Annotated in this window: 29 protein-coding genes; 4 read left to right on the forward strand and 25 right to left on the reverse strand. The window is 70.7% G+C overall.

Annotation, left to right across the window (positions count from 1 at the left end):
• Window position 1 precedes the first annotated feature (1 nt).
• Window positions 2-733, forward strand: a complete 732-nt coding sequence (locus tag ACZ4O3_RS23820; RefSeq protein ID WP_467724134.1) for an LAETG motif-containing sortase-dependent surface protein — start codon at window positions 2-4, stop codon at window positions 731-733.
• Between the two features lie 90 nt (window positions 734-823).
• Here the strand turns inward: ACZ4O3_RS23820 and ACZ4O3_RS23825 are convergent, their stop codons facing one another.
• The 4 genes from ACZ4O3_RS23825 to rlmN all read right to left on the reverse strand — a co-directional run bounded on the left by ACZ4O3_RS23825 (window position 824) and on the right by rlmN (window position 5861).
• Entirely contained in the window at window positions 824-1849 is a 1026-nt protein-coding gene (locus ACZ4O3_RS23825; RefSeq protein WP_467724135.1) for an ABC transporter ATP-binding protein, read from the reverse strand.
• A complete protein-coding gene (locus tag ACZ4O3_RS23830; RefSeq protein WP_467724137.1) occupies window positions 1849-3447 on the reverse strand; it encodes an ABC transporter permease in 1599 nt (532 codons plus the stop codon). Before ACZ4O3_RS23830 ends, ACZ4O3_RS23825 begins: the two co-directional genes overlap by 1 nt.
• 35 nt (window positions 3448-3482) lie before the next feature.
• Complete coding sequence (locus ACZ4O3_RS23835) at window positions 3483-4553, reverse strand: thiamine ABC transporter substrate-binding protein (protein WP_362715592.1); 1071 nt, start codon at window positions 4551-4553, stop codon at window positions 3483-3485.
• Window positions 4554-4754: 201 nt separating this feature from the next.
• Window positions 4755-5861 carry a dual-specificity RNA methyltransferase RlmN gene (gene rlmN, locus ACZ4O3_RS23840; protein ID WP_384995391.1) on the reverse strand — a complete coding sequence of 369 codons (1107 nt, stop codon included), beginning with the start codon at window positions 5859-5861 and terminating at the stop codon, window positions 4755-4757.
• A 339-nt stretch (window positions 5862-6200) separates the two neighbouring features.
• On the opposite strand from rlmN, the gene ACZ4O3_RS23845 reads away from it, so the two are divergent.
• Entirely contained in the window at window positions 6201-7415 is a 1215-nt protein-coding gene (locus ACZ4O3_RS23845; RefSeq protein ID WP_362715586.1) for a PP2C family protein-serine/threonine phosphatase, read from the forward strand.
• A 252-nt stretch (window positions 7416-7667) separates the two neighbouring features.
• On the opposite strand, the gene ACZ4O3_RS23850 is transcribed toward ACZ4O3_RS23845, so the two are convergent.
• Together ACZ4O3_RS23850 and ACZ4O3_RS23855 are read right to left on the reverse strand one after the other, a co-directional pair.
• Window positions 7668-8909 carry a cytochrome P450 gene (locus ACZ4O3_RS23850; RefSeq protein WP_362715584.1) on the reverse strand — a complete coding sequence of 414 codons (1242 nt, stop codon included), beginning with the start codon at window positions 8907-8909 and terminating at the stop codon, window positions 7668-7670.
• 169 nt (window positions 8910-9078) lie between these two features.
• A complete protein-coding gene (locus ACZ4O3_RS23855) occupies window positions 9079-10128 on the reverse strand; it encodes a phosphatidate cytidylyltransferase (RefSeq protein ID WP_467724140.1) in 1050 nt (349 codons plus the stop codon).
• 21 nt (window positions 10129-10149) lie between these two features.
• Between ACZ4O3_RS23855 and ACZ4O3_RS23860 the strand changes: the two genes are divergently transcribed.
• The gene (locus ACZ4O3_RS23860) at window positions 10150-10470 is read left to right on the forward strand and encodes a hypothetical protein (RefSeq protein ID WP_467724142.1); all 321 of its coding nucleotides are present in this window, start codon (window positions 10150-10152) and stop codon (window positions 10468-10470) included.
• Between the two features lie 8 nt (window positions 10471-10478).
• Here the strand turns inward: ACZ4O3_RS23860 and frr are convergent, their stop codons facing one another.
• From frr to rpsB, 4 genes are all read right to left on the reverse strand, one after another.
• On the reverse strand, window positions 10479-11036 hold the full coding sequence (frr, locus tag ACZ4O3_RS23865; protein WP_132889831.1) for a ribosome recycling factor: 558 nt from the start codon (window positions 11034-11036) through the stop codon (window positions 10479-10481).
• Between the two features lie 145 nt (window positions 11037-11181).
• The gene (gene pyrH / locus ACZ4O3_RS23870; protein WP_351323560.1) at window positions 11182-11940 is read right to left on the reverse strand and encodes a UMP kinase; all 759 of its coding nucleotides are present in this window, start codon (window positions 11938-11940) and stop codon (window positions 11182-11184) included.
• 207 nt (window positions 11941-12147) lie between these two features.
• Window positions 12148-12984: a translation elongation factor Ts gene (tsf, locus tag ACZ4O3_RS23875; protein ID WP_362715577.1), complete on the reverse strand. Its 837-nt coding sequence runs from the start codon at window positions 12982-12984 to the stop codon at window positions 12148-12150.
• A gap of 133 nt (window positions 12985-13117) precedes the next feature.
• Window positions 13118-14032 carry a 30S ribosomal protein S2 gene (gene rpsB / locus ACZ4O3_RS23880; RefSeq protein ID WP_384995377.1) on the reverse strand — a complete coding sequence of 305 codons (915 nt, stop codon included), beginning with the start codon at window positions 14030-14032 and terminating at the stop codon, window positions 13118-13120.
• A 281-nt stretch (window positions 14033-14313) separates the two neighbouring features.
• Between rpsB and ACZ4O3_RS23885 the strand changes: the two genes are divergently transcribed.
• Window positions 14314-14904, forward strand: a complete 591-nt coding sequence (locus ACZ4O3_RS23885; RefSeq protein ID WP_467724144.1) for a murein hydrolase activator EnvC family protein — start codon at window positions 14314-14316, stop codon at window positions 14902-14904.
• A gap of 21 nt (window positions 14905-14925) precedes the next feature.
• Here the strand turns inward: ACZ4O3_RS23885 and ACZ4O3_RS23890 are convergent, their stop codons facing one another.
• The 15 genes from ACZ4O3_RS23890 to ACZ4O3_RS23960 form a co-directional block, all read right to left on the reverse strand.
• Window positions 14926-15483 carry a TetR/AcrR family transcriptional regulator gene (locus ACZ4O3_RS23890; protein WP_362730505.1) on the reverse strand — a complete coding sequence of 186 codons (558 nt, stop codon included), beginning with the start codon at window positions 15481-15483 and terminating at the stop codon, window positions 14926-14928.
• A 137-nt stretch (window positions 15484-15620) separates the two neighbouring features.
• Complete coding sequence (gene whiG, locus ACZ4O3_RS23895) at window positions 15621-16463, reverse strand: RNA polymerase sigma factor WhiG (protein WP_362730496.1); 843 nt, start codon at window positions 16461-16463, stop codon at window positions 15621-15623.
• Window positions 16464-16784: 321 nt separating this feature from the next.
• Window positions 16785-17933 carry a DNA-processing protein DprA gene (dprA, locus tag ACZ4O3_RS23900; protein ID WP_467724146.1) on the reverse strand — a complete coding sequence of 383 codons (1149 nt, stop codon included), beginning with the start codon at window positions 17931-17933 and terminating at the stop codon, window positions 16785-16787.
• A complete protein-coding gene (locus tag ACZ4O3_RS23905) occupies window positions 17930-19555 on the reverse strand; it encodes a YifB family Mg chelatase-like AAA ATPase (protein WP_467724147.1) in 1626 nt (541 codons plus the stop codon). The genes dprA and ACZ4O3_RS23905 overlap by 4 nt, the downstream gene beginning before the upstream one ends.
• 1 nt (window position 19556) lies before the next feature.
• Entirely contained in the window at window positions 19557-19928 is a 372-nt protein-coding gene (locus ACZ4O3_RS23910) for a YraN family protein (RefSeq protein WP_362718951.1), read from the reverse strand.
• 131 nt (window positions 19929-20059) lie between these two features.
• Entirely contained in the window at window positions 20060-20368 is a 309-nt protein-coding gene (locus ACZ4O3_RS23915) for a DUF2469 domain-containing protein (protein WP_008745401.1), read from the reverse strand.
• A gap of 56 nt (window positions 20369-20424) precedes the next feature.
• Window positions 20425-20949, reverse strand: coding sequence for an NUDIX hydrolase (locus ACZ4O3_RS23920; protein WP_362718953.1), 525 nt, complete (start codon window positions 20947-20949; stop codon window positions 20425-20427).
• The gene (gene lepB / locus ACZ4O3_RS23925) at window positions 20939-21724 is read right to left on the reverse strand and encodes a signal peptidase I (RefSeq protein ID WP_362718955.1); all 786 of its coding nucleotides are present in this window, start codon (window positions 21722-21724) and stop codon (window positions 20939-20941) included. The genes ACZ4O3_RS23920 and lepB (ACZ4O3_RS23925) overlap by 11 nt, the downstream gene beginning before the upstream one ends.
• Window positions 21725-21815: 91 nt before the next feature.
• Window positions 21816-22844, reverse strand: a complete 1029-nt coding sequence (gene lepB, locus ACZ4O3_RS23930; protein WP_467724149.1) for a signal peptidase I — start codon at window positions 22842-22844, stop codon at window positions 21816-21818.
• On the reverse strand, window positions 22735-23823 hold the full coding sequence (lepB, locus tag ACZ4O3_RS23935) for a signal peptidase I (RefSeq protein ID WP_467724151.1): 1089 nt from the start codon (window positions 23821-23823) through the stop codon (window positions 22735-22737). Before lepB (ACZ4O3_RS23935) ends, lepB (ACZ4O3_RS23930) begins: the two co-directional genes overlap by 110 nt.
• Complete coding sequence (gene lepB / locus ACZ4O3_RS23940) at window positions 23816-24532, reverse strand: signal peptidase I (RefSeq protein ID WP_362718963.1); 717 nt, start codon at window positions 24530-24532, stop codon at window positions 23816-23818. Before lepB (ACZ4O3_RS23940) ends, lepB (ACZ4O3_RS23935) begins: the two co-directional genes overlap by 8 nt.
• Window positions 24533-24612: 80 nt before the next feature.
• A complete protein-coding gene (gene rplS, locus ACZ4O3_RS23945; protein ID WP_362718966.1) occupies window positions 24613-24963 on the reverse strand; it encodes a 50S ribosomal protein L19 in 351 nt (116 codons plus the stop codon).
• A 140-nt stretch (window positions 24964-25103) separates the two neighbouring features.
• The gene (trmD, locus tag ACZ4O3_RS23950) at window positions 25104-25937 is read right to left on the reverse strand and encodes a tRNA (guanosine(37)-N1)-methyltransferase TrmD (RefSeq protein ID WP_362718969.1); all 834 of its coding nucleotides are present in this window, start codon (window positions 25935-25937) and stop codon (window positions 25104-25106) included.
• 3 nt (window positions 25938-25940) lie between these two features.
• Complete coding sequence (gene rimM / locus ACZ4O3_RS23955; protein ID WP_467724153.1) at window positions 25941-26483, reverse strand: ribosome maturation factor RimM; 543 nt, start codon at window positions 26481-26483, stop codon at window positions 25941-25943.
• Window positions 26484-26586: 103 nt separating this feature from the next.
• A complete protein-coding gene (locus tag ACZ4O3_RS23960) occupies window positions 26587-26826 on the reverse strand; it encodes an RNA-binding protein (RefSeq protein WP_005479813.1) in 240 nt (79 codons plus the stop codon).
• Between the last annotated feature and the right edge of the window lies 1 nt (window position 26827).

A 26827-nucleotide genomic window follows, 5' to 3' on the forward strand; every position in this document is an offset into this window, starting at 1 on the left:
TATGCACTCAGTAAGGACAAACGTGTCCATATCCCGCCGCAGTGCACGTCGTTCCGTGCGCATCCTGGGTGTCGCCGCCGCGTCGGCCGCGCTGACGCTGGGCGTCTCCGGTTCCGCGCTCGCGTGCAACATCTCCGATTTCTCCGCCGAGGCCACCTGCGACGGCACCAACGGTGTCATCAACGTCAAGGACATCGACGCCTCCGGTACTTCGGCCACCATCACGGTCTTCCTGGAGAGCAACGGCGCCGACGCCAACCAGGTCGGCACCGCCCAGACCGTCAAGGGGTCCCGCGCGGGCACCACGGTCACCTTCTCCGAGGCCTGGAAGCCGAACGCGGAGTACCGCGTTCACGTCAAGGTCGACAGCGGCAAGATCCAGATCGACAAGGACATCACGCCCAACCTGACGACCCCGTCGACGGCGTGCAAGTCCGACGAGAGCGCCAGCCCCTCCCCGTCGGATTCGGCCACGCCGGCTCCGTCGGAGTCCGCGTCCACCCCGGCCGAGTCCGACTCCCCGACCCCGTCGGCCTCGCAGAGCAGCAGCACCGCCCCCGCGGGCGCGTCGGACAACGCCCCGTCCCCGGCGGTCGGTGAGTCGAACCTCGCCGAGACCGGTGCCAACTCCAACACCGGCCTGATCGCCGGCGTCGCGGGCGCGCTCGTCGTGGTCGGTGGCGGCGCCGTGTGGTTCGGCATGCGCCGTCGTGGGGCGAACAGCGGAAGCTGACGCACCAGCCGCGGTACTACATCTCTTCGCACACCGTCGAGGCCCGTCCCCGCATCCCCGGGGGACGGGCCTCGGCCGTGCTCCAGGCCGTCAGCCCAGTACGACGGTCTCCGCCGCGTCGAACTCGACGCCCACCGTGTCCCCGGCCGCCGGCGCCTCCCGCAGCGCGCAGGCCGCCGCCAGGCGCGGGCCGCCGTCCTGGGGCTGGAGGTGGACGGTGACATGGGTGCCCTGGAAGGTGCGCGCGGTCACCGCGCAGGGCAGCCCCGCGCCGGCCGCCACCAGTCGCACGCCCGCGGGCCGCACCAGGACGGTGCGCGGCCCCTGTGGCGCGTTCCCGGGCACCGGGAGCTTCCCCCACGGCGTCACCGCGACCGCCCCCTGGACGGTCGCCGGGACCACGTTGTCGAAGCCGAGGAAGCGCGCCACGAACGCGTCGGCGGGCCGCTGCCAGACATCGAGGGGGGTGCCGGACTGGGCGATCCGTCCGTCCCGCATCACCACCACCCGGTCGGCCAGCGCGAAGGCCTCGCCCTGATCGTGCGTGACCGCGAGCACGGTCGTACCCAGCCGCCCGAACAGCTCGCGCAGTTCGACCACCAGCCGCTCCCGCAGCGAGCGGTCGAGCTGTCCCAGCGGTTCGTCGAGCATCAGCAGCCTGGGCCGGGGCGCCAGTGCCCGGGCGAGCGCCACCCGCTGCTGCTCACCACCGGAGAGCCCGGCCACCGCCCGCCCGGCCGCCCCCGGCAGCCCGACCAGCTCCAGCAGCTCACCGACCCGCTCGGCCTGCCGGTCCTTGCCCGCACCGCGCATCCGGAGCCCGAAGGCCACGTTCCCGCCCACGTCACGCTGCGGGAACAGCTGATGGTCCTGGAACATCAGCCCGACCCCGCGCTGATGCGCCGGTACCCGCGCCTGGTCCTGCCCGTCGAGCAACACCCGGCCCGCATCGGGCGGTTGCAGCCCCGCCACCACCCGCAGCAGCGTCGACTTGCCGCTCCCGCTCGGCCCGAGCACACACACCACCTCGTGCTCGGCGACCTTGAGGTCCACGGCGTCGAGCACGGCCCGCCCGCCGAACCGCACGGTGGCCCGCTCCAGTTCGAGAAGCGGCATCAGAACTCCCCCGTCCGGTCGGTCCGCAGCCGTTCCAACACCAGCAGCGCCACCGCGCACACCACCATCAGAATCGTGGAAAGGGCCATCGCCTGGCCGTAGTTGAGATCGCCGGGGCGGGACAGCAGCCGCGCCACGGCCACCGGCAGGGTCGGGTTGTCCGGCCGGGCGATGAACACCGTGGCCCCGAACTCCCCGAGCGACACCGCGAAGGCGAAGCCCGCTGCGACCAGCAGCGCCCGGCGCACCATCGGCAGATCGACCTCCCGCCACACCCGCCACGGCGAGGCTCCGAGCACGGCCGCCGCCTCCCGCAGCCGTTCGTCCACGGCACGCAGCACGGGCAGCATGGTGCGGACGACGAACGGCACCCCGACCAGCGCCTGCGCGAGCGGCACCAGGATCCAGGACTGCCGCAGATCCAGTGGCGGCCTGTCGAGCGCGATCAGGAACCCGAAGCCGACCGTCACCGCGGACACCCCGAGCGGCAGCATCAGCAGCGCGTCGAAGCCCCGTACCAGCCGCCCCGCGTCCCGCCGGGCCAGCGCGGCGGCGGCCAGCCCGCCGATCACCACGGCGACGGCGGTCGCGGCGACGGCGTACTCGAGGGAATTGACCACCGACTGGACGGGCGCGACCAGGAAGGTGCCCCCGTCGGCGTCGCCCAGCGCCCGGTAGTAGCCGAATCCCCCGTCGAGCGACCGTCGCACCAGCACCGCCAGCGGCAGCACGAGGAGTACGGCGACGGTCGCGAGGACGCCCGTGAGCAGCGCCCACTGCCCGGCCCCACGCGGCCGGCGCGCCGTCACCGACGGGTCCACCAGCCGCAGCGCGCTCTCCCCCCGCCGTACCGTCCACGCGTGCACGGCGAGGATCGCGCCGACCGCCACGAACTGCACGATCGTCAGGACGGCGGCCGTGGCGAGGTCGAAGATCTCGGAGGTCTGCCGGTAGATCTCCACTTCGAGGGTGGAGAAGGTCGGTCCGCCGAGGATCTGCACCACACCGAAGGACGTGAAGGTGAACAGGAAGACCATCAGCGCGGCGGCGGCCACGGCGGGCGCCAGCGCCGGCAGGGTGACCTTCCGCCAGGCGCCGAACGGCGAGACGCCCAGCATCCGCGCGGCCTCCTCCTGCCGCGGGTCCAGTTGCGCCCACAGTCCGCCCACGGTCCGTACGACGACCGCGTAGTTGAAGAAGACGTGCGCGAGCAGGATCGCCCAGACAGTGGTGTCCAGTCGTACGCCCCACAGCTCGTCCAGCAGGCCGCCGCGGCCGACCAGCGCCAGGAACGCCGTACCGACCACCACCGTCGGCAGCACGAAGGGCACCGTCACCACGGCCCGCAGTACCTGTCTGCCCGGAAAGTCCAGGCGGGCGAAGACATAGGCGGCCGGCAGCGCCACCAGCAGGGTGAGTCCGGTGGAGGCGAGCGCCTGCCAGGTGGTGAACCACAGGACGTGCCGGATGTCCGACTGGCCGACGACGTCGGAGATCCGCCCGAGCCGCCACCCCCCGTCGGTCTTCAGCCCGCGCGTGACGATCGCCGCGACCGGCCAGGCGAAGAAGACGGCGAAGAACGCGACGGGCACGGCCATCAGGCCGAGCCGCGCCGCGCTGCCGCGCCCGCCCGCTACTTGAGTACGAGTGAGGTCCACGTCTTGACCCACTGGTCACGGTTGGCGGCGATCTTCTCGGGCGCCATGGTCTCGGGGTCCTGGGCGGCGGGCCCGTACTTCGTGAACTCGGCGGGCACGGCCGCCCCCTTGAGGACCGGATACACGAACATGTTCAACGGCATGTCCTCCTGGAACTCCTTGGAGACCAGGAAGTCGATGAGCGCCTTGCCGCCCTTGGTGTTCCCGGCGTTGCTCAGCAGCCCGGCGAACTCGATCTGCCGGAAGCAGGTGCCGGTCGCGACGCCGGTGGGCGCGGTGCTCGGCTTCGGGTCGCCGTAGATGACCTCGGCGGGCGGGGAGGAGGCGTACGACACGACCAGCGGCCGGTCGCCCTTGGCCTTCTTCCCGCCGGCCGAGCCGGAGAACTCCTCGTTGTAGGCCTGCTCCCAGCCGTCGACGACCTTGACGCCGTTGTCCTTGAGCTTCTTCCAGTAGCCCTGCCATCCGCCGTCGCCGTACTGGGCGGCGCTGCCGAGCAGGAATCCCAGGCCCGGCGAGGAGGTGGCCGCGTTCTCCGTGACGAGGAGGTTCTTGTACTGCGGCTTGACGAGGTCGGCGTAGGAGGCGGGCGGGGTCAGCCTGTGCTCGCTGAAGTAGGCCTTGTCGTAGTTGACGCAGATGTCGCCGTAGTCGACGGGCGTGACCCGGTGCTTGGCGGCGTCGAGCTGGTAGCCGGCGCCGACCCGGTCCAGCCCCTTGGCCTCGTACGGCTGGAAGAGCCCGTTGTCGAGGGCCCTGGACAGCAGGGTGTTGTCGACGCCGAAGAAGACGTCGCCCTGCGGGTTGTCCTTGGTGAGGATGGCCTTGTTGACGGCCTGACCGGCGTCGCCGTCCTTGAGGACGTGCACCTTGTAGCCGGACCGCTTCTCGAAGTCCTGGAGCACGTTCTTGGAGACGGCCCACGAGTCGTGGCTGACCAGGGTGACGGTCCTGGAGTCCGCGGCATCGCCGGAGGACGACCCGCACGCGGACAGCGTGACGAGACCGAGCCCGACGGCCGCGGCCAAGAAGGTCTTGGTGTGCACTGGTGTTTTCCTCCTGGGGTGGACCAGGAAGAGACGCGGCCCCACCCGGTGGAACCACCCGGGCAGGGCACAACAGCTTGAGTGATGACCGAACTTCCTACCCAGAATGACCTGGGCGAGGTTCAGAGGGTCTGCGGCCCGATTGCCGCACTCTCAGCGCTGTGGCGCTCCCCTGTCGGAATATGAAAATGTGTCCCGATCCTACCGCTCGGTCGCCGCGAGCTGACCGCACGCCCCGTCGATCTCCTGCCCGCGGGTGTCCCGGACGGTGACGGGCACACCGTGCGCGGCGATCGCCTCGACGAACGCCTTCTCGTCCTCGGGCCGGGAGGCGGTCCACTTCGAGCCCGGTGTCGGGTTCAGCGGGATGAGGTTGACGTGCACGGGCTTGCCCTTGAGCAGGCGGCCCAGCCGGTCGCCCCGCCACGCCTGGTCGTTGATGTCCCGGATGAGGGCGTACTCGATCGACAGCCGCCGCCCGCTCTTCTCGACGTACTCGAACCCCGCGTCGAGGACCTCGCGCACCTTCCACCGGGTGTTCACGGGGACCAGGGTGTCGCGCAGTTCGTCGTCGGGGGCGTGCAGGGAGATCGCCAGCCGGCACTTGAGGCCCTCGTCGGCGAACCGGTGGATGGCCGGCACGAGCCCGACCGTCGACACGGTGATCCCGCGCTGAGACAGGCCCAGGCCGTCCGGGGCCGGGTCGGTCAGCGCGCGGATGGCGGTGACGACGCGCTTGTAGTTGGCGAGGGGCTCGCCCATGCCCATGAACACGATGTTGGAGAGCCGCGCCGGGCCGCCCGGCACGTCCCCGTCCCTGAGCGCCCGCATCCCGTCCACGATCTGGTGGACGATCTCGGCGGCGGACAGGTTCCGGTCCAGGCCCGCCTGACCGGTCGCGCAGAACGGGCAGTTCATCCCGCACCCCGCCTGTGAGCTGATGCACATGGTCACCCGGTCCGGGTAGCGCATCAGCACGGACTCCACGAGCGTGCCGTCGAACAGCCGCCACAGCGTCTTGCGGGTCGTCCCCTCGTCGGTCGACAGATGCCGTACGACGGTCATCAGCTCGGGGAACAACGCGTCCCGCAGCCGGTCCCGGGAGCCGGCCGGAATGTCCGTCCACTGCTCGGGCTCGTGCGTGTACCGCGCGAAGTAGTGCTGCGAGAGCTGCTTGGCGCGGAACGGCTTCTCACCGATCTCGGCCACCGCGTCCTTGCGCTCGGCGGGCGTGAGGTCGGCGAGATGCCGCGGCGGCTTCTTGGCTCCGCGCGGCGCGACAAAGGTAAGTTCTCCGGGCTTAGGCATAGCCCCACCAGTGTCGCAGATCCAATCGGGTGACCTGGGGCGGGCGCTCGCCACGACTGCCGTCGGCAGGGTCACCTGTCATCGCCGAGCGGCCTGGGAGGGCCCAGGGACGGCCCGGTGGAGATCACTCGTCGGCTGCCGGCCACTCACCGAGCCGGCCCTTGACCTGACGGTTGCGGGCGGTGCGCCGGAGGACCTCCCCGTCCACCAGGGCCTTGGCTTGCGGTAACCAGCGCCTTGGCTTCCTGATCGGGTCGCCGCCGGCAGAGAAAGGCCCGGGTCTCCGTCAGGAGGATGCCGGTAAGCGTGAATCACACTATTTATCCATATCCTGCATCCATGAATATCGACTACGCGGCAGTGTTCCAGGCACTGCCGGGCGCAGTCGCTCTGCTGACTCCCGATCTGGTCTTCGCCGACGCCAACCTCGCGTGGCTGCGCCAGGCCGGACGCAGCCGCGACCAGGTGGTGGGCCGCTACCTCTTCGACGCCTTCCCCGGCAGCCCGCAGGACCCGGCAGCCTCCAGCGCCCGCCACCTGGAGACATCCCTGCGCGCGGTCCTGGCCAACCGCGAGATCGACATGGACCTGCAGCGCTACGACGTGGAATCCGCGCAGCGCCCCGGCCATTGGGAGGAACGGTACTGGAGCTCGGTCAACGCGCCCCTCTTCGCGCCCGACGGCCACATCACCCTGGTGATCCACCGCGTCGAGGAAGTCACTGAACTCCTGCGCGCCACCAGCCGGCCGGACGGCTCACGCCGGCTCGAGGCCGAGCTCTTCAGCCGGATGCGGCAGCTGCACGAAGTGAACGAGCGCCTGCGTCGCGCCCATGCCCGTGAGCGTGAGGTCGCCCTCGCCCTGCAGCGCGCCATGCTCCCCGTTCCGCCCCCGATCGGCCATCACCGGTACGCCGTCCGCTACCGGCCCGCGGTCGGCTCCCTCAATGTCTGCGGCGACTGGTACGACCTGGTCCAGCTCCAGGACGGCGACAAGATCGCCGTGGCAGTGGGCGATGTCGTCGGCCACGGCCTGGAGGCCGCGGGCATCATGGGTCGGCTCCGCAGCGCCCTGTCCGCCACCTCCCTGGTCGCCACCGGCCCCGCCCAGGCCCTCGAGGTCCTCGGCCGGTACGCGCATTGCGTCACCGGCGCCGAGTCGACCACGGCGGTGACCGCCTTCGTCGACTTCGGCCGCCACCTCATCACCTACTCCAGCGCCGGCCACCCCCCTCCGGTCCTTCTTCGCGGCGACGGCACTGTGGAGTTGTTGGACCGGGCGACCGATCCGCCGCTGGATGCCGTCCTCGAGTCCAGCCCGCGGCCGGAAGCCACCACCGCCTTCACCGACGGCGGCACCCTCCTGCTCTACACCGACGGCCTCATCGAACGCCGCCACCAGGACATCGACACCGGACTCGGCCAACTCACCGACGCCCTGATCCGCCACAAGGAACTCACCGCCCCCGAAGCGCTCGCCGATGCCGTGATGAACGACCTGATCCCCGCCGAAGGCGTCACAGACGACACCGCCCTGGTCGTCGTCAGCCTGTGAGGGTGTCTCAGTGCTCGCACGGCAGTTCTCCGCCCGCCGATGCGGCACAGGACCCGCCCGCACACATGCCTGACGGGGCGGAAAAACGCCTGCCTGACTTACGACATCCGGAGCCGCGCCGGCTGCTCCCTCGTTCGAGTGGCATGGGGGACCAGCACGGATGACCAGCAGAGACCCGCTTGCGAGAGCACGGCTTTCCTGGGAGCGGGGATGGTGATCCCCGCTCGGATGACCGTGCGGAACCACCGCCGGTCACCAGGTCACCGGCAGTGTGCGCGGTCCGCGGATCAGCCCGTGCAGCTGGAACTCGACCTCCTCGGCGGGTACGGCCAGCCGGATGCCGGGGAAGCGGGTCAGGACCGAGCCGATCATGATCTCGGCCTCCATACGGGCCATGATCGCCGCCATGCAGTGGTGCGGACCGTGTCCGAACGCCAGGTGGGGGCCGTCGGCGCGGTCGAAGTCCAGCTCGTCGGGGTCGGGGAAGACCGCGGGATCCCGGTTGGCGGCGACATACGCGTTGTAGACGACCTCACCGGCCCGGATCGTCTGGCCGCCGACCACGACGTCCTCGACGGCGACCCGCGGGATGCCGACGCCGTTGCGGTGCGGGACGTAGCGGAAGAGCTCGTCCACGGCCCTGGGGAGCAGCTCCGGCTCACGGCGCAGCCGCTCCAGATGGCCGGGGTGGGTGAGCAACGCGTACATCATCGAGCCGCTGTTGTTGCGGACCGCGTGACCGCCGCTCACCTGGATCGCGGTGGCCAGGGAGATCGCCTCGTCCTCGGTGATCTCGCCGGCCCCGGTGGCCAGCGCCAGCACTCCGGCGAGGTCCTCCCGGGATTCATCGCGCCGGTGCCGGAGCAGTTCGGCGATCCGCGTCCGGGTGGTCCGGGCGGCCTCCTTGGCGCGCTCCTCGGAGTCGGCACCGGCGGACAGCAGGGCCTCGCCGGTCGCCGCCCAGCGATGCCAGTCCCTCTCGTCGACGCCGAGGAAGTCACGGACCACGGCGATCGGGAAGGGGCCGTGCAGGTGCTCCATGAGGTCGGCGGGCGGCCCGGCGGCCGCCATCACGTCGAGCAGTGCCGCGGCCCGGCGCTCGGCCATCGGCCGCAGCCGCTGCATGGCCCGCCCGGTGAAGGCGCGGGCGACGACCCGGCGCAGCCGGTTGTGCCGGGGCGGGTCGATGTACTGCAGGCCCGCCGTCTGCGAGGCCACGGGCTCCGGGCGCATGCTGGTGACGTCACGGCCGACGACCCGTTCCCGGGAGAAGCGGGGGTCGGAGGTGACGAAACGGCAGTCCTCGTACCGGGTGACGAGCCAGGCGTGGCCCTCGCCGTGCGCCAGTCTGATCCGGGTGACCGGCTCGTCCCGCAGCATCTCGTCGAGGAACGGGTCGGGGTCGAGGGCGGGCAGGTCGTCGACGGGCCAGGACCGCACCGGAGGCGGCGGGGGCGGGTCCGGGGTGGCGGCCGGGGCCGGGTCGAGGGGCATGGGCGCACTCCCTGCGCGTCGGAGGACCGCGTCGGAGGACGCGGCGTCCTCACAGGGAGTCTGCTCCGACCGGAGGGGCCATGCGATTTCTGTTGCGTCATCCGGGGCCGGGCAGGCCGACGGGCCCCCGCCCTGTGCAGGACGGGGGCCCGGAAACACCAGGTGTACGTCAGCCGCTGCCGACGAAGAGCACCATCAGCAGCCACACGACCGGAGCTGTCGGCAGCAGGGAGTCCAGTCGGTCCATGATTCCGCCGTGACCGGGGAGCAGGGTGCCCATGTCCTTGATGCCCAGGTCCCGCTTGATCATGGACTCGCCGAGGTCGCCGAGGGTGGCGCTGGCCGCGACCGCGAGGCCCAGCAGCAAACCCTGCCACCAGGTGCCGTCGTCGATCAGGAACTGCATGCACAGCGCGCCCGCGACCATGGCGAACAGCACCGCGCCGACCAGGCCCTCGCGGGTCTTGCCGGGGCTGATGCGCGGAGCGAGCTTGTGGGTGCCGAAACGCCAGCCGACCGCGTAGGCGCCGGTGTCGCTGACCACCGTGAGGAGCAGGAAGGTGATCACCCGGCGGGGGCCGTCGTCGGCGGTGAGCATCATGGAGACGAAGGTCGCCAGGAACGGCACGTAGAACGCCGCGAAGAGACCCGCCGTGACGTCCCTGAGGTAGCCCTCCGGCGGTTCCGTCATCCGCCAGACCAGGACCGCCAGCCCGGTGAGCGCGAGGGCGACCCAGGCGCCCTCGGCACCGCGGGCGTAGCCGGCGACCACCATCGCCGCACCGCCCAGCGCCAGCGGGACCAGGGGCGCCTTGATGCCCTTGCGTTCCTGGAGCCGGCTGGTCAGTTCCCACAGGCCCACCACGACGGCGACCGCGACCACGCCGACGAAGACGGCCTTGACGACGAACAGGGACGCCACGATCACGACGCCCAGTCCGACGCCGACACCTATGGCCGCGCCCAGGTCCCGGCCCGCGCTCTTCTTCTGCGGCGCGGGCGCCGGCTGCGAGGCGTCGGGCATGGGCTCCGGATTCTGCGGCGCCGCCGCGGTGGGCAGAGGCTGCGCCGACGAGGTGTCGTCACGGTACGTCCCGTCGCGGGACGTACCGTCCTGGAACGTCTCGTCTCGGAACAGGGGGCCGTTCAGCCGAGCGGCCCCCCGGTCGTCGTCCTGGTCTCCGCCGTACGCGGGCACGTCGTCGGGCACGATGGGCATGGGGCGAGTCTGTTGCGCGTCATGCGCATCGTACGCGGGACCCGCCGGGGCGGCTCCCTGGCCGTAGCCATGGGCGTAACCCTGGTCGTACCCCTGGCCGGGAACCCGGTCGTAGCCCTGGCCGCGGCCGGAACCGTCGGCGTAACCCTGGCCCTGGACCGGGCCCTGGTCGTAACCCTGGCCCTGGACCGGGCCCTGGTCGTAACCCTGGCCCTGGACCGGGCCCTGGCCGTCGTACGCCCGGTCCTCGGCAGGACCCTGGCCGTACCCCTGGCCGGTCGGCCCCCAGTACCCGGGCTGCCCGGCCTGCGGACCGGCGTGTGGCGGCGCTCCCCAGGATGAGTCGTTCATCAGACTTCGAGAAGCTCCGCTTCCTTGTGCTTGAGGAGCTCGTCCACCTGCGCGACGTACTTCGCGGTGGTGTCGTCGAGCTCCTTCTCGGCGCGACGGCCCTCGTCCTCGCCGACCTCGCCGTCCTTGATCAGCTTGTCGATGGCGTCCTTGGCCTTGCGGCGCACGGAACGGATGGACACCCGGGAGTCCTCCGCCTTGCCCTTGGCGACCTTGATGTAGTCGCGGCGGCGCTCCTCGGTGAGCTCCGGGAACACCACCCGGATGATGTTGCCGTCGTTGCTCGGGTTGACACCCAGGTCCGAGTCGCGGATCGCCTGCTCGATGTTGCGCAGCGCGGTCTTGTCGAACGGGGTCACGACCGCCATGCGCGGTTCGGGCACGGAGAACGAGGCCAGTTGGTTGATCGGCGTCGGCGCGCCGTAGTAGTCGGCCACGATCTTGTTGAACATCGCCGGGTGCGCACGACCGGTACGGATCGCGGCGAAGTCCTCCTTGGCGACCACGACGGCCTTCTCCATCTTCTCCTCGGCTTCGAGGAGGGTCTCTTCGATCACCACTTGCTCCTGCGTGTCTTGAGTAAGGCCCGGCTGCGGTTCCTGTGCGGGCGGCGGCCGGCTGCGTCGCGTCTTGTTTCCTGCACGGTTCCCGACCGGCAGGACATTGTCCATCCCCCGGTCAGGGTGCGTCAGGCGGTGCCGGTCAGGCCCGGCCGCCCTGGTCACCCACCAGCGTGCCGATCTTCTCACCCTTGACCGCTCGCGCGATATTGCCCTCCACGAGCAGCTCGAACACGAGGATCGGCAGCCTGTTGTCGCGGCAGAGCGTGATCGCCGTGGCGTCGGCGACCTTGAGCTCGCGGGTGATGACCTCGCCGTAGCCGAGGGAGTCGAACTTGACGGCGTCCGGGTTCTTCTTGGGGTCGGAGTCGTAGACCCCGTCCACGCCGTTCTTGCCCATGAGCAGCGCCTCGGCGTCGATCTCCAGGGCGCGCTGGGCGGCGGTGGTGTCGGTGGAGAAGTACGGCATGCCCATTCCGGCGCCGAAGATGACCACGCGGCCCTTCTCCAGGTGGCGCACGGCGCGCAGCGGGATGTACGGCTCGGCGACCTGACCCATGGTGATCGCGGTCTGTACCCGGCTGTCGATGCCCTCCTTCTCCAGGAAGTCCTGGAGGGCCAGGCAGTTCATCACCGTGCCGAGCATGCCCATGTAGTCCGAGCGGGCCCGGTCCATGCCGCGCTGCTGGAGCTCCGCACCGCGGAAGAAGTTGCCGCCGCCGATGACGACGGCGATCTCCGCGCCGTCGCGGACGACGGCCGCGATCTCGCGGGCGATCTTGTGCACGACGTCGGGGTCCACGCCCAGGCCGCCGCCACCGGCGAACGCCTCTCCGGACAGCTTCAGCAGAAACCGGCCGCGTACTTTGCCGTCGTCGCTCTTCTGAGCCTTGGTGGTCATGGAGATCCCGCCTCTTTCACGTGGTGCACATACGAAGAAGGCCATTGCCGGTGGGGTCGCTTTTCGCTGCCCATGCGCGGCAATGGCCTCCTCGTCAGATCTGCTGCCGTCCGTCACGACCCTGGGTCTGGCCGGGTACCGGACGGCTGCTGTCGACCGACCCTATCGGGATTTCCCCACGGGTCGCGCGTCGATCGCGGTACGGACTCAGATGCCGACCTTGATGCGCGTGAAGCGCTTCAGGGTGACACCGGCCTCGTCCAGAACCTTCTGGACGGACTTCTTGTTGTCGAGCGCGTACGGCTGGCCGAGCAGCGTGGCGTCCTTGAAGAAGCCGTTGAGGCGACCCTCGACGATCTTCGGGAGCGCGGCCTCGGGCTTGCCCTCGGCGCGGGTGGTCTCCTCGGCGATACGGCGCTCGGACTCGACGACCTCGGCCGGCACCTCATCCTTGGAGAGGTACTTCGGCGCGAAGGCGGCGATGTGCTGGGCGACGCCCTTGGCGACCTCGGCGTTCGGCTTGTCGAGCTCGACGAGGACACCGATCTGCGGGGGCAGGTCGGGCATCGTGCGGTGCATGTACGCGAGCACGAAACCGTCGGCGTACTGCGCGAAGCGCTCCAGGACGATCTTCTCGCCGAGGTTGGCGTTGGCCTCGTCCACGAACGCCTGGACGGTCTTGCCGGGCTCGATCTCGGAGGCGAGCAGGGCGTCCAGGTCCGCGTAGGAGGACTTGGTGACGTGCTCGGCGATGGCGTTGGCGGCGGCCTGGAACTTCTCGCCCTTGGCGACGAAGTCCGTCTCGCACTTCAGCTCGACGAGGACGCCGGAGGAGTTGTCGTCGGCGATGATCGAGACCACGGCGCCGTTCTCGGCGGAGCGGCCCTCGCGCTTGGCGACGCCCTTCTGGCCCTTGATGCGGAGCGCCTCGACAGCCTTGTCGACGTCGCCCTCGGCCTCGTCCAGGGCCTTCTTGCAGTCCATCATGCCGGCGCCGGTGAGCTCGCGGAGCTTCTTGACGTCAGCGGCGGTGTAGTTCGCCATGAGTCGTTAAGTCTTTCTCGAAGTCGGGAGATCTGCCCGATCCACGAACCACACGGAGATGTGGAACGCGAATCTGTGGATGAACGGCGGGGGCGTTCGGGATGTCGCCGCCCCCGCCGTCAACGCTGACGGGTCAGGCCTGCTCGGCGTCCGCGGCGGCAGCCTCGGCCGCGGGGGCCTCGGCAGCGGCCTCGGCGGCAGCCGGAGCCTCGGCCTGCTCGGCGTCGGCGACCTTCTCGGTCTCGGCGGAGGTCTGGACCTCGGGCTCGTCGGCCTTCTTCTCGCCCTCGAGCAGGTCGCGCTCCCACTCGGCCAGCGGCTCGCCGGCGGCCTTCTCCTTGCCCTCGGTGGCGACACCGGAGCGGGAGATGAGGCCCTCGGCCACGGCGTCGGCGATCACGCGGGTGAGCAGGGTGACGGAGCGGATCGCGTCGTCGTTGCCCGGGATCTTGTAGTCGACCTCGTCGGGGTCGCAGTTGGTGTCGAGGATGGCGACGACCGGGATGTTGAGCTTCCGGGCCTCGCCGACCGCGATGTGCTCCTTCTTGGTGTCCACGATCCAGACGGCGCTGGGCACCTTCTGCATCTCGCGGATACCGCCGAGGGTCTTCTCCAGCTTGGCCTTCTCGCGCGACAGCACGAGAAGCTCCTTCTTGGTCAGACCGGACGCGGCGACGTCCTCGAAGTCGATCTGCTCGAGCTCCTTGAGGCGCTGCAGACGCTTGTAGACGGTCGAGAAGTTGGTGAGCATGCCGCCCAGCCAGCGCTGGTTGACGTAGGGCATGCCGACGCGGGTGGCCTGCTCCGCGATGGCCTCCTGCGCCTGCTTCTTCGTGCCGACGAACATGACCGTGCCGCCGTGGGCGACGGTCTCCTTGACGAACTCGTAGGCGCGGTCGATGTACGACAGCGACTGGAGCAGGTCGATGATGTAGATGCCGTTGCGCTCGGTGAAGATGAAGCGCTTCATCTTCGGGTTCCAGCGACGGGTCTGGTGACCGAAGTGGACGCCGCTCTCCAGCAGCTCCCGCATCGTGACGACGGCCATGGCCGTATCTCCTTGAATGTCTCGGTTGTGCCGCGGGTACCGGACGGTTCCCGCGCCTGACGCCCGTTTGCGCTGTGCCACGAAGGACCGAGAAGCGCTGACCCCGGCCGTGTTACTGACCTGGTGTCGGGGCGTGCGAAGTCGACCCGGTGACCCGGATCGCCAAGGGAAGTGTACGGGACCCGCGGGGCGCCGGGTGACGTCGCTGTCCACAACCCGTGAGTAATCCACAGGTACCGGCCATGATCGGCGGTTTACGGGACGGTTCGGTCATGTGCGTGATGCGACGAACGATGCGGTGGCTGCCACTGCTGCTCATGGTGACGGGGACCTGGCTCTGGACCTTCGCCCGGGCAGGGGCCTGGGCGGCCTGGGCGGAGGATCCCCCGCCCCCTGCGGGGGCGGTCCCGGCGATCGGCCGCGCCTGGCCGGTGGGGACGCGGCCGCCGGTCCTGCGGGGCTGGGAGCCGCCGGCGACGGTGTACGGCCCCGGCCACCGCGGGATCGACCTGGGCGCCCCGCCCGGCACGGCGGTCCGGGCGGTGGCGGCGGGCCGGATCTCCTTCGCCGGACGGGTGGCGGGCAGGGGCGTGGTGTCGGTGCTGCTCGCCGGGACGGACCTGCGCACGACGTACGAACCGGTGACGGCGCGGGTGCGCAAGGGGGAGGAGGTGACGGCGGGGCAGGTGGTGGGGACCGTGGAACAGGTGGCGCCGGCGGGCGCGCACTGCGGTGCGAGTGCGTGTGTGCACTGGGGTCTGCGCAGGGGGGACGTGTACGTGAACCCGTTGCTGCTGTTGCCGCCGTGGCTGCTGAACGGGGGTCCGTCGAGGCTGCTGCCGGTCCTGGGCGTCCCGCTACCGGAAGGGTGAACCGGAGCGCTTCACCCCGTCTCAGCCCCGCACGCCCCGCAGGGCCATGGCCACGGCCGCGTCGGTGATGACCGCCGGATCCTCGGCCGCACCCAGCTCGATACGCCGAACCGCCGCGTCCACCACCCCCTGCACCAGCATCGCCGCCAGCCGGGGCTGCTCGTGACCCAGCTCCCCCAGCGCGTCCACGATCATCGCGACCAGCCCGCCGTGCGCGGCGCGGATCTTCTCCCGCGCCCCCGCGTCCAGCTCGCTCGCCGAGATCGCGACCACCGCCCGGTGCCGCCGGTCCCCGACCAGCGCGAGCTGCTGCCGCACGTAGGCCTCGACCTTGCCCTCCCCGGAACCCGCCCGCTCCATCGCGGCCTCGACCTCCGCAGCCCACACCGGGAAGTCGGCCTCGCACAGCTCCTCGACCACCGCGGCCCGCGATCGGAAGTACTCGTACACCGAGGAGCGGGCGAGTCCCGTCCGCTCGGCGAGCGCGGGGAACGTCAGCGCCTCCGTCCCGCCCTCCGACAGGAGGGACCGCGCCGCGTCCAGCAGGGCGGCTCGCTGCATCGACCGGTGCTCGGCCACGGAGGCCGCTCGAATCCTTGGCACGTCGACCACTGTACGGACGCGCCGCGCCGGACGGGAGACAGCACGGCCGGGACACGGGTCACTCCGGCCGGCACGCGCCAGAACCCGCAGTTCAGCGACCGGGGAGGCGCCGCTCAGCGGCCGAAACTCGCCAGCTTCGCCCGCAGCTGCAGCACGGACTTCGTGTGGATCTGGCTCACCCGGCTCTCGGTGACCCCGAGCACGTTGCCGATCTCGGCGAGCGTGAGTCCCTCGTAGTAATAGAGGGTCACCACGGTCTTCTCCCGATCCGGCAGGGTGTTGATGGCCCGCGCCAGGAACCGTCGCAGTTCCCGGTCCTCGGCCACCTCCACGGGGTTGTCCGCGGCGGTGTCCTCCAGCGTGTCCATGACGCTCAGGCCGTCACCCCCCTCGCCCCCGACGTGCAGCAGCTCCTCCAGCGCCACCACGTTGGCCAGCGACAACTGGCTGAAGACGGCGTGGAGTTCTTCGACCTCGATGCCCAGCTCGGCGGCCACCTCGCTCTCCGAGGGGGTCCTGCGCAGCCGGGCCTCCAGCGTGGCGTACGCCCGCTCGACGTTGCGCGCCTTCTGCCGTACGGACCGGGGGATCCAGTCCAGCGCCCGCAGCTCGTCGATCATCGCGCCCCGGATCCGGGTGATCGCGTACGTCTCGAACTTGATCTCCCGGTCGACGTCGAACTTGTCGATCGCGTCGATCAGCCCGAACACCCCGGAGGAGACGAAGTCGGCCTGTTCCACATTGGGCGGCAGGCCGACACTCACCCGTCCCGCCACGTACTTCACCAGCGGTGAGTAGTGCAGGATCAGCTGTTCCCGCAGGCGGTCGTCCCCCGTCGCCTTGTACGACCGCCACAGCTCGTCGAGCGTCGAGGGAGCGGGCGGCCGCACGCTGCCACCGTCGCGGGCGGCTGGGGGGATCGCCGCCCGGTCGGACCCGGAGGTGTGCTGGGGCATTCGTCGCCTTGTGCCGTTCTGCCGTGAAGTGCCAGGAAGTGCCGTGATGCGCCGTGAAGGGGGTGGGCGGGGATGAGAGGTGCGGGTTGGTCGAGGTGTACGTCTGGTGCAGGTTGGCGCGGTCTGCGTCAGGGCTTTCGTGAGCGTAGCGTGACTGAGGAGTCGCGGTGCGCGAACACCGAGGCTCCACCCCCGCACGAACCCCCCGCACGGCGCGTCCGGCCGCGCACGGAACATCGCTCTGCGTGATCGGCCGGAGGTGTCAACTCCGGGAATTCCCAAGGGTGTCGGGTCTTCCCCCGGACGGCCGAACACGCTCGGTCAGCACGGACTCCGACCCTCGCGGACCGAGATCACCGCCTGGCGTGTCAACTTCCAGCCGTCGCCGTGTCGTTCGACGTAACCAAGTGCTCGGAGTTCGTACAGTCTGGCGACGGCCTCGTCCTCGGACGTCTGAGCGCCTCGCGCCACCTCTTCGGGTGACGCCGGCCGACTCCCCGGCAGCGCGGCCAGGACCCGCCTGGCGCCGGGTTCCAGCAGGTCACGCGGGAGGACGGGACCGCGCCTGGCCGGTGCCAGCTCGCCCATGTCGCCCACGAGTTCGACGACTTCCGCGGCGTCCGTGACGAGAGAGGCCTCCCCCCTCAGCAGTTCGTGCACCCCGGCCGAGAGGCCGCTCGTGGCGGGTCCCGGCACGCCCATGGTGAACCGGCCGAGCCGCTGCGCCGCCCGCGCGGTGACCAGCGAGCCGCTGCGGTGGGCGGCCTCCACGACCACGGTCCCCCTGGTCAGCGCCGCGATCACCCGGTTGCGGAGCACGAACCTGCTCTGCGTCGGATGGTCACCGGGCGGCAACTCCCCCACTACCAGGCCCTGTTCGGCGATCCTGCCGATCAACTCGGTGTGCCCTCGGGGGTAGGGCCGGTCGACCCCGCAGGCCAGCACCGCGACGGTGGCACCGCCGGCGCCGAGGGCTCCGCGGTGGGCGGCGCCGTCCACGCCGTAGGCACCGCCCGACACCACCACCCAGCCGCGCTCGGCGAGCCCCGCGGCGAGGGTGGCCGCCATGTGCGCCCCGTACTCGGTGCAGGCCCGCGCCCCCACGACGGCGACCGCCCGGAGCGCCCACATCCGCAGGCTGGGCCCGCCCCGCACCCACAGCCCGAGGGGACGGGCGTCACCGAGGTCGTCGAGCTGGGTGGGCCACTCGGTGTCACCGGGGGCGACGAACCGTGCTCCGGCCCGCTGGGCGAGGACGAGGTCCGCGCGGGGATCGGCCTGCCCCGCCCGGGCCAGCAGCCCCGCCCACCGCTTGCCGCTGACGCCCGGCAGGGCCTCGCCTGCCCTTCTGAGCCGCTGGACCACCTCGTGCACGCCCCGCTCCCGGATCCACCGTCCGGCCACCTCGTCACCGGGTTCGACGACCCGGGAGAGGAAGACCCGGGCCAGCAGCGTGCGGTCGTCGGTCATGCCGGCGCCCCGATGACCATCGGCACGCCCCGCGGGACCCCGGTGCGCAACTGCAGCGCCAGTGCCACGTCCGCCGCGTCCGGACGGTCGTGCCCGGCGAGGTCGGCGACCGTCCAGGCGACGCGCAGGACACGGTCCAGACCGCGGGCGGTCAGCACGCCCCGCTCCAGGTTGCGCTCGGCCTCGTCCATGGCTCCCGGCACGGCGTGCCAGCGGCTGCGCAGCTCACGGCCGGGCACCTGGCTGTTGGTCCGCCAAGGGCTTCCGGCGAGGCGCAGGGCCGCCCGCTCCCGGGCCGAGCGCACCCGGTCCGCGACCATCGCCGTGGACTCGCCGCGGACGCCCCGCTCGGCGAGCTGGGCCCGTGTCACCCGGTCCACCTGTACGCGCAGGTCGACCCGGTCCAGGAGCGGGCCGGAGAGCCGGGCCTGGTAGCGGCGGACGGCCGAGGGCGGACACTCGCAGAAGTCGTCGGCGAGGGAGAACCGCCCGCAGGGGCACGGATTCGCCGCGAGCACCATCAGGAACTTCGCCGGGAACCGCACCACGCCCGCGCTGCGCGCGATCACCACATGACCGGCCTCCAGCGGCTGCCGTAGCGCATCCAGCGCACGGGTGGTGAACTCCGGGGTCTCGTCGAGGAAGAGAACTCCCCGGTGAGAGAGCGAAACCGCTCCGGGACGGGCCATCCCGGGCCCGCCTCCGACCAGGGCCTGCATGGTGGCCGAGTGGTGCGGGGCGCAGTAGGGAGCGGCGTCGACCAGGGGTTTGCCCGGTGGCAGCAGTCCCGCCACCGAGTGCACCGCCGTGACCTCGAGCGACTCCTCCCGGGTCAGCCGGGGCAGCACGGCCGGGAGCCGCTCCGCGAGCATGGTCTTGCCCGCACCCGGCGGTCCCTCCAGGAAGAGGTGGTGGCCGCCCGCCGCCGCCACCTCGACGGCCGTCCGGGCCGACAGCTGGCCCACGACGTCCGCCAGGTCGTGGCCCTGGTCCTGCTGTGCGGCTGGCGCGCCGTGCATCCCGGTGGCCGCGCCCGAACCCGGCATCCGCAGGCCGGCGAGCAGCGGATCGGGGCGTCCCGGCTCGTCCGGCTCCTCGTGGGGCACCGGCTCGTCCGCGAGGATCGCGATCAGCTGCCGGAGGCTGCGCACGCCCAGCACGGAGACGTTGGGCACCAGCGCGGCCTCGGTGGCGGCGCATTCCGGCACGACGACCTGCTCGTAACCTGCGTCGGCCGCGGCCAGCACCGCCGGCAGGGTGCCCCGTACCGGACGCACCCGCCCGTCGAGACCCAGCTCCCCGATCATCACGATGTCGGACAGCACCCTCGGGTCGATCCGCTCGGCGGCCCCGAGCACGGCGCACGCGACGGCGAGGTCGAACCCGGAGCCCGCCTTCGGCACCGACGCCGGGCTCAGCCCCACCGTGAGCTTCTTCGAGGGCCAGGCGGTCCCCGAGTTCACCACCGCCGCCCTGACCCGGTCCCTGCTCTCCGTCAGGCTCTTGTCCGGCAGCCCCACGAGCGTGAACGCCGCCACGCCGGGCTCCAGATCGGCCTGGACCTCTACCACCACGCCCTCGACGCCCACCAGCGCCACCGAGCACGTCCGTGCGAACCCCATCTCAGGCCACCCCCCGGGCGTGCTCCACCACGGGCGCCCCGCGCTGCGGCAGGAGCACGCCGACCACGTCGATGCGGACACCGCCCGGCGGCGCTCCCCCGTGTGCGTGGATCCAGTGTTCCGCGAGGCCCCGCAGGCGCTCCGCCTTCACGGGGGTCACCCCGGCCATGGGCTGTTCGAAGAGCCCCGCCCGCCGGGTCTTGACCTCGCAGATCACCAGGACGTCCCCGTCCCGCGCCACGATGTCGATCTCGCCGGTCCTGCCGCAGCGCCAGTTGCGCTCCAGGATCGTCAGACCGGCCTCCGTCAGCCGCCGCGCGGCCAGCGTCTCGCCGTACTTGCCGAGTGCGCTGCGCGCCCGGTTCGTGTTCATGTCGGCACCACCTCCGGCGCCAACCGTCACGCATCCGCCACCGGCAAGTGGATCTTGGTGGGTTACTCAGCGGTTGTGGACAACTCCGTCACTCACACGAGTGACACCCGTCGTCGCCCCGGGAGCCCGGCTCACCCGCCCGGGAGCTCCAGGTCGGTCTTGTTCAACTCCTCGATGTTCACGTCCTTGAACGTCAGTACGCGAACCTGTTTCACGAACCGGGCCGGCCGGTACATGTCCCAGACCCAGGCATCCGCCATGGACACCTCGAAGAACACCTCACCCTGGACCGAGTGGACCTGCATCTCGTAGTCATTGGTGAGGTAGAAGCGCCGCTCGGTCTCGATCACGTATTTGAACAGACCGACGACATCGCGGTACTCCCGGTAGAGCTTCAGCTCCATCTCGGTCTCGTACTTTTCGAGGTCCTCGGCGCTCATGGCATGTTCCCCTTCAGCCGTGCGATCCCACCATTGTGCGCCAGTCCCGCGCGCCCCTAGACGATTTCCGTGTCAAGGGTGACGGGCCTGACGGGGGGACCTTCGTCGAGCAGCCTACGGAACAGCTCGGCGAGTCTGGTCGGATACACCGTCTCATGTGCCCGGGTCAGTTCCCGGCACGTCCACCACCGTGCTCCGACGACACTGCGCCGCTCCAGCTCGGTCAGGGCGCCGGCCTCGGGTGTCACCTCAAACGTATGCGCCGTACGGGCCAGGTAGTACCACTCGTCCTGCTCCCAGCGGCGGCCGTCGAACGGGAACGAGCAGATCCGCCGCCACAGCAGCGGGCCGAGTTCGACGTCCGTGATGCCGGTCTCCTCCGCGAGTTCCCGCAGTGCGGCCTGCTCACGGGTCTCCTCGCCCTCCAGTCCCCCGCCGGGCGTGAACCACCAGTCGTCGGCCGGATCGTCCGGTTCGTGGCCGTGCAGGAGCAGGATGCGGTCGTCGGGGTCGAGCAGGACCACCCGGGCCACCTTGCGCGGAGCGCCCGGGGCACCCTCCACAAGCGCCTCAGCGGGCACCGGCGGACTCCGTGCGGCCGCGGGTGCGGGAGCGGCCCATCAGGCCGGCGATCGGGCCGTAGGCGCCGCCGGCGAGCACCAGCACGGCACCGGCCACGATCATGAACTCGATGATCCGCAGCGGGCCCGGCTGGGAGAGGGCACCGAGCGTCTCGAACCCGGTCGGGCGCTTGAGCAGGCCCTTCATCGGCCAGACGACGGAGTCCACCCGGGCGCGCACGGCGCTGCGGGCCACCGTGCCCTTGGCCGCGTCCGTGAGGTGCGCGGTGGAGTCCAGGGACCCCTGGCGCTCGTCACCGAGGAGGAAGAGCCGGCCTCTGGGAACGGTGACCGTCGGGAAGCCCTGGAGCTCGGCCTGGCTGCCCGCCGGCAGATACGGCTCGTCGATCTGCTTGCCGTTGACGGTCAGCTTGCCGTTCGTGCAGCAGGCGACGGTGTCACCGCCGACCGCCACCACACGCTTGACGACGTCCGCGTTGGAGACCCAGCTCGTGTCGTGGAAGACCACGACGTCACCCCGGCGCACCTCGCTGCCGTCGACGCGCTGGCCGAGGACCCGGTCGCCGGCGTCGATCGTCGGAGTCATGGAACTGGTGGGCACGGTGTACGGCCGGTAGACCACGGCTCCCCAGGCGAACCCGCCGAGGAACAGCACGATGCCCAGCGCGACGGCGATCCCGGACAAGCGATTTCCGAGCCTGCTGCCGGCCTGCGCCGTACCGGTGCTGGTGCCTCCGCTGCGCGGGGCCGTACGTATCGTGCTCTCGCCACCCATGAGGCCGCACCCTACCCGGCGGTACCGGGCAGGGGCAGCCCTTCTTTCCCGCCCCTGGTCACAAGCTCCCCAAGGGCTTCACACGGGCCGGTCAGCGCTTGCCGGCGGCAGCAGGGCGCTTCTCGAACTTCGACTGGATCCGCTCGCCCCGCCGGCGGCGCCACACGACGACCGGCAGGACCGCCGCGACGGCCACGCCCTCCGGCGCCACCGAGAGGGAGGCCGCGGCGGACGACTGCGTGTTGATGCCGCTCTGGTCGAAGGTGTCCGGGACGGGCAGGGTGCCCCACCGGTTGATCGGCCAGGCCTTGACGATGGCACGGCCGACGACGTCCTTGACCGGGACCATGCCGTGATGGCTGTCGGACTGGTTGTAGCGGGAGTCGCGGGAGTTCTGGCGGTGGTCGCCCATCACCCAGATGTAGCCCTTGGGCACCTTCACCGTGAACTGGCCGCCCTGGTCGTCGACGCTGCACGGGGTGTTGCCCGGGTACACATACGGCTCGTTCAGCGCATGGCCGTTGACCATGAGCGGGCCGCTGTTCTTGCAGGAGACGGTGTCGCCGCCGACGCCGATGACCCGCTTGATGAGGTCCTTCTCCTCGGCGGACGGCATCAGGCCGATCCAGCTGAGGAACGTCTGGATGGCGTTCGGCTGGGCCGTGGGCTCGCCGGCCAGCCAGTCGTCCGGGTCGTGGAAGACCACGACCTCGCCGCGGTCCGGCTTGGAGCCGAACCACGGGGTGAGCTTGTCGACCAGGACGCGGTCACCCTGCTGGAGGGTGTTCTGCATCGAGTCCGACGGGATCGAGAACGCCTGCACCAGAAACGTCTTGATCAGCAGCGCCAGTACCAGCGCGATACCGATCAGGATCGGCAGTTCCTTCCAGAAGGAACGGGGCTTCTTCGGTGCGGACGCCGCCGTGTCGCCCGTACCCCCGCCCGTGTCCCCGCCGCCACCGCGGGGGTACGGGCCGTCCGCCGGACCGCCGTCTCCGGCCGGACCACCGTCATTCCCGGAGGTGGAACCACCGTCGACGGGGGAGACATTCTCCACGGGGCGCCCGCTGTGCTCCTCGCCGTCGTGTCCCGACCGTGCGCCAACCGCCACATCCCCCACGCCAACTCCTTACTCCGTGCCGCCGCCCGCGCCATCCCCGGCGCAGGCCCACCACTCCCATAACGAGCGGGAGTTCCGCAGGGGTCGGGAGTTGGATGTATCCGTTCGGATCGTCGGAGGCAACCCTATGCGACAGCAGGGGAGCCGCGGTCGACCCCGACACGGAGTTGGAAACGCTTGCGAAGGTTTTAGGTTCGTCCAGCGAGGTCCAGTGCCCGAACGGCCAGCCGATCCACTTGGCACGGCCCACCACCAGGCTCACCGGGACCGTGCCGCCGTAGTCGGTGTCCTGATGCGCCCGGGAGTCGGCCGAGTTGCCGCGATGGTCGCCCATCACCCACAGCCGCCCCTGCGGGACGGTGATGTCGAACTCGGTGGCGGACGGCGCGTTCCCCGGATAGAGGTAGTCGCCCTCGGTCAGCGGCACGCCGTTGACAGTGACCCGGCCCTGCGCGTCGCAGCACTTGACGTGGTCGCCGCCGACGCCGATGACCCGCTTGATGAGGTCCTTCTCGTTGGCGGAGGGCAGCAGGCCGATGAAGGTGAGCCCTTCCTTGACCTGCTTGACGACGATCGGGTCGCTCGCCTTGGTGGTCTGCTCGTCGGCCAGCCAGCCGCCCGGGTCGTGGAAGACGACGACGTCACCGCGGTGCGGCTCGGAGCCGAACCACGGGGTGAACTTGTCGACCAGTACCCGGTCGCCGATGCGGATCGTCTCCTCCATCGAACCGGAGGGGATCACGAAGGCCTGGACGAGGAACGTCTTCAGCACGAGGGCTATCAGGACGGCCACACCGACCAGGAGCGGTATCTCCCGTACCGCGGAGCGCCGGCGTTTGCGCTTGACTTTACGCTGCAGCTTGCGCCGCTCCGCGCGGGACCGGCCGCCGGTCGGGCCGGAGGAACGCCTGAGCCCGGTGGGCAGCAGGTTGGCGGTGGCGTCACTGGGCACGCCGCGCGGTTTGCCGCGGTTACCCATGGGCCGCTCCCGCCCCCTTCGACCCCTGTTGTGCCGCCGGCACGCGCGCGTAGGCGGCGGGACGGGTGAGGTGGGTCCAGTGCGCGTACGGCCAGACGATCCAGTCGGCCCGGCCGATCACGTCCCCGACGGGGATCATGCCGCCGCCGGGCGAGCCCAGATGGTCGCGGGAGTCGCTGGAGTCGCCGCGGTGGTCCCCCAGGACGAAGAGCGTGCCCTCGGGTACCTCGACGTAGAAGGGCACGGTGGACGGGGTGTCCCCGGGATAGAGGAACGCGGTCTCGTCGACCGGCCGGCCGTTCACCTTGATCCTCCCCTCCTTGTCGCAGCAGACCACGAGGTCTCCTCCCACACCGACAACGCGTTTGATGTAGTCGGCGTCCCCGAAGTACCCGGTGCCGTCGAACACGACGACATCGCCCCGGCGCGGCTCGGCACCGAAACGGTACGCCAACTTGTTTACGAGAACCCGGTCCCCGATCCTCAATCCCTGTTCCATCGATCCGCTGGGAATCTGGAACGGTTGCGCCACGAACGTGTTGAGGACGAGCAAGAACGCCAGGCAGGTGAAGAGGGTCAGGGTGATCCAGCCGCCGGGCAGCCAGTCGGCGACCCGCGTCAGGAACGCGAAACGCGACCGGTCCTCCGCGGCCTCTGGTTCGGGGCTGGAGGAGCGGTCGCGCTCCGTCGGCTGTGCTTCGGTGTCCATCGGAGCCAGATGGTATCCGGCCCCGGTAAGGCACTTTCCTATCGGCTCGCTCGCCTGCGGATCGCGAGCCGATCGCGCGATCAGTTGTCGCGCTTCTCCTTGATCTTCGCGGCCTTGCCGCGCAGGTCGCGCAGGTAGTACAGCTTGGCGCGACGCACGTCACCGCGGGTGACGAGCTCGATCTTCTCGACGATCGGGGTGTGCACCGGGAAGGTGCGCTCGACGCCGACGGAGAAGGAGACCTTGCGGACCGTGAAGGTCTCGCGGACACCGCTGCCCTGGCGGCGGATCACAACGCCCTTGAACTGCTGCACACGGGAGCGGTTGCCCTCGATGACGCGGACGTGGACGTTGACGGTGTCACCCGGGCGGAAGGCCGGGACGTCGCTGCGCAGCGACGCGGAGTCGACGGTGTCGAGCAGGTGAGCCATTTTCTTCTGCTTTCTTCGCTGATGCCACAGGTCATCAACGGAACTAGAGGTTCTCGGGAGATGGGCCGGGCCGTCGGGGTGGGCGTCGTCTCCCCCTGTGGCAGGGGCGCACACCGGACGGTTCACGGCACAACAGCCGCCTATTCTTCCACGCCGGGGGCCCGGCGCCAAAATCGGCCGTGGGGCGCTCCCTGCGGGTCCGGTTCCCAGCCCAGGATGGAGAGCATCTCGCGGTCCTTCTTGTCGAACGCCTGGGGCTCGCAGCGCTCGATCAGGTCGGGCCGGTGCGCGGTCGTGCGTTTCAGGGCCTCGTCACGGCGCCAGCGGGCGATCTTCCCGTGGTGCCCGCTGAGCAGCACCTCCGGGATGTCACGCCCCCGCCACTCGGGCGGCTTGGTGTAGACGGGGCCTTCCAGGAGGTTGGCCATCGCGCCGGGCGCGAAGGAGTCGTCCCGGTGCGACTCGGCGTTGCCGAGGACGCCGGGCAGCAGCCTGGCCACGGCCTCGGTGACGACGAGTACGGCCGCCTCGCCGCCGGCGAGCACGTAGTCGCCGATGGACACCTCGTGGACCGGCATCCGGGTGGCGTACTCGTCGATGACCCGCCGGTCGATGCCCTCGTAGCGGGCCGGTGTGAAGACCAGCCAGGGCTGCTCGGAGAGTTCGACCGCGAGTTCCTGGGTGAAGGGGCGGCCGCTGGGGGTGGGCACGATCAGGGCGGGGGCGTGCGCACCCGTCTCGTAGCCGTCGGCGAGGACGGTGTCGAGGGCGTCGCCCCAGGGGTCGGTCTTCATGACCATGCCGGGTCCGCCGCCGTACGGGGTGTCGTCGACGGTGTTGTGGCGGTCGTGGGTCCAGGCCCGCAGGTCGTGCACACGCACGTCGAGCTGTCCACGCGCGCGTGCCTTGCCGACGAGCGAGACGTTCAGCGGTTCCAGGTACTCGGGGAAGATCGTGACGACGTCGAGGCGCATCTCTTACGACTCTTCCCGTGCGGAGGCGATCGCGGCCCGGTCGTCGATCAGGCCCGGCGGGGGCGCGATGACCGCCTTCTGCTCCGCCAGGTCGATCTCGGTGACGATCTCCTCGACGAACGGGATCATCACCTCGCTGCCGTCGGCCCGCTCCACGATGAACAGGTCCTGGGAGGGCAGGTGCGAGATCTCGGTGATCCGGCCGACCTCGGTGCCGTCCACGGTGACCACGTCCAGGTCGATCAGCTGGTGGTCGTAGTACTCGTCCTCGTCCTCGGGCAGCTCCTCCGGATCGACCTCGGCGATCAGGAGGGTGTTGCGCAGGGCCTCGGCGCCGGTACGGTCCGCGACCCCTTCGAAGCGCAGGAGCAGACGGCCGCTGTGCACCCGGCCCGTCTCGATGGTCAGCGGTCCCGTCGAGGCGGGATCGGTGGCGAGTACGGCGCCGGGCGCGAGCCTGAGCTCCGGCTCGTCGGTACGTACCTCGACGGTGACCTCGCCCTTGATGCCGTGGGCGCGGCCGATCCGTGCGACTACCAGCTGCACTGTGCTTGTTCTCCTGTCATAGGACTCGTACGACCAGCCATACGACTACGGGCCGGGGACGGCCCAGTGGCCCTCCCCGGCCCGAGCCGGTTGCGATGAAGCGTCAGCGGACGTGGTCCACGTCGACGAGGTCGACCCGGACTCCGCGACCGCCGATGGCGCCCACGACGGTACGCAGGGCGCGAGCGGTACGGCCGTTGCGGCCGATCACCTTGCCGAGGTCGTCGGGGTGCACCCGGACCTCCAGCACGCGCCCGCGGCGCAGGTCGCGCGAGGCGACCTGCACATCGTCGGGGTTGTCGACGATGCCCTTCACGAGGTGCTCAAGCGCCTCTTCGAGCATG

The organism is Streptomyces sp. NPDC026515 (assembly GCF_055567595.1).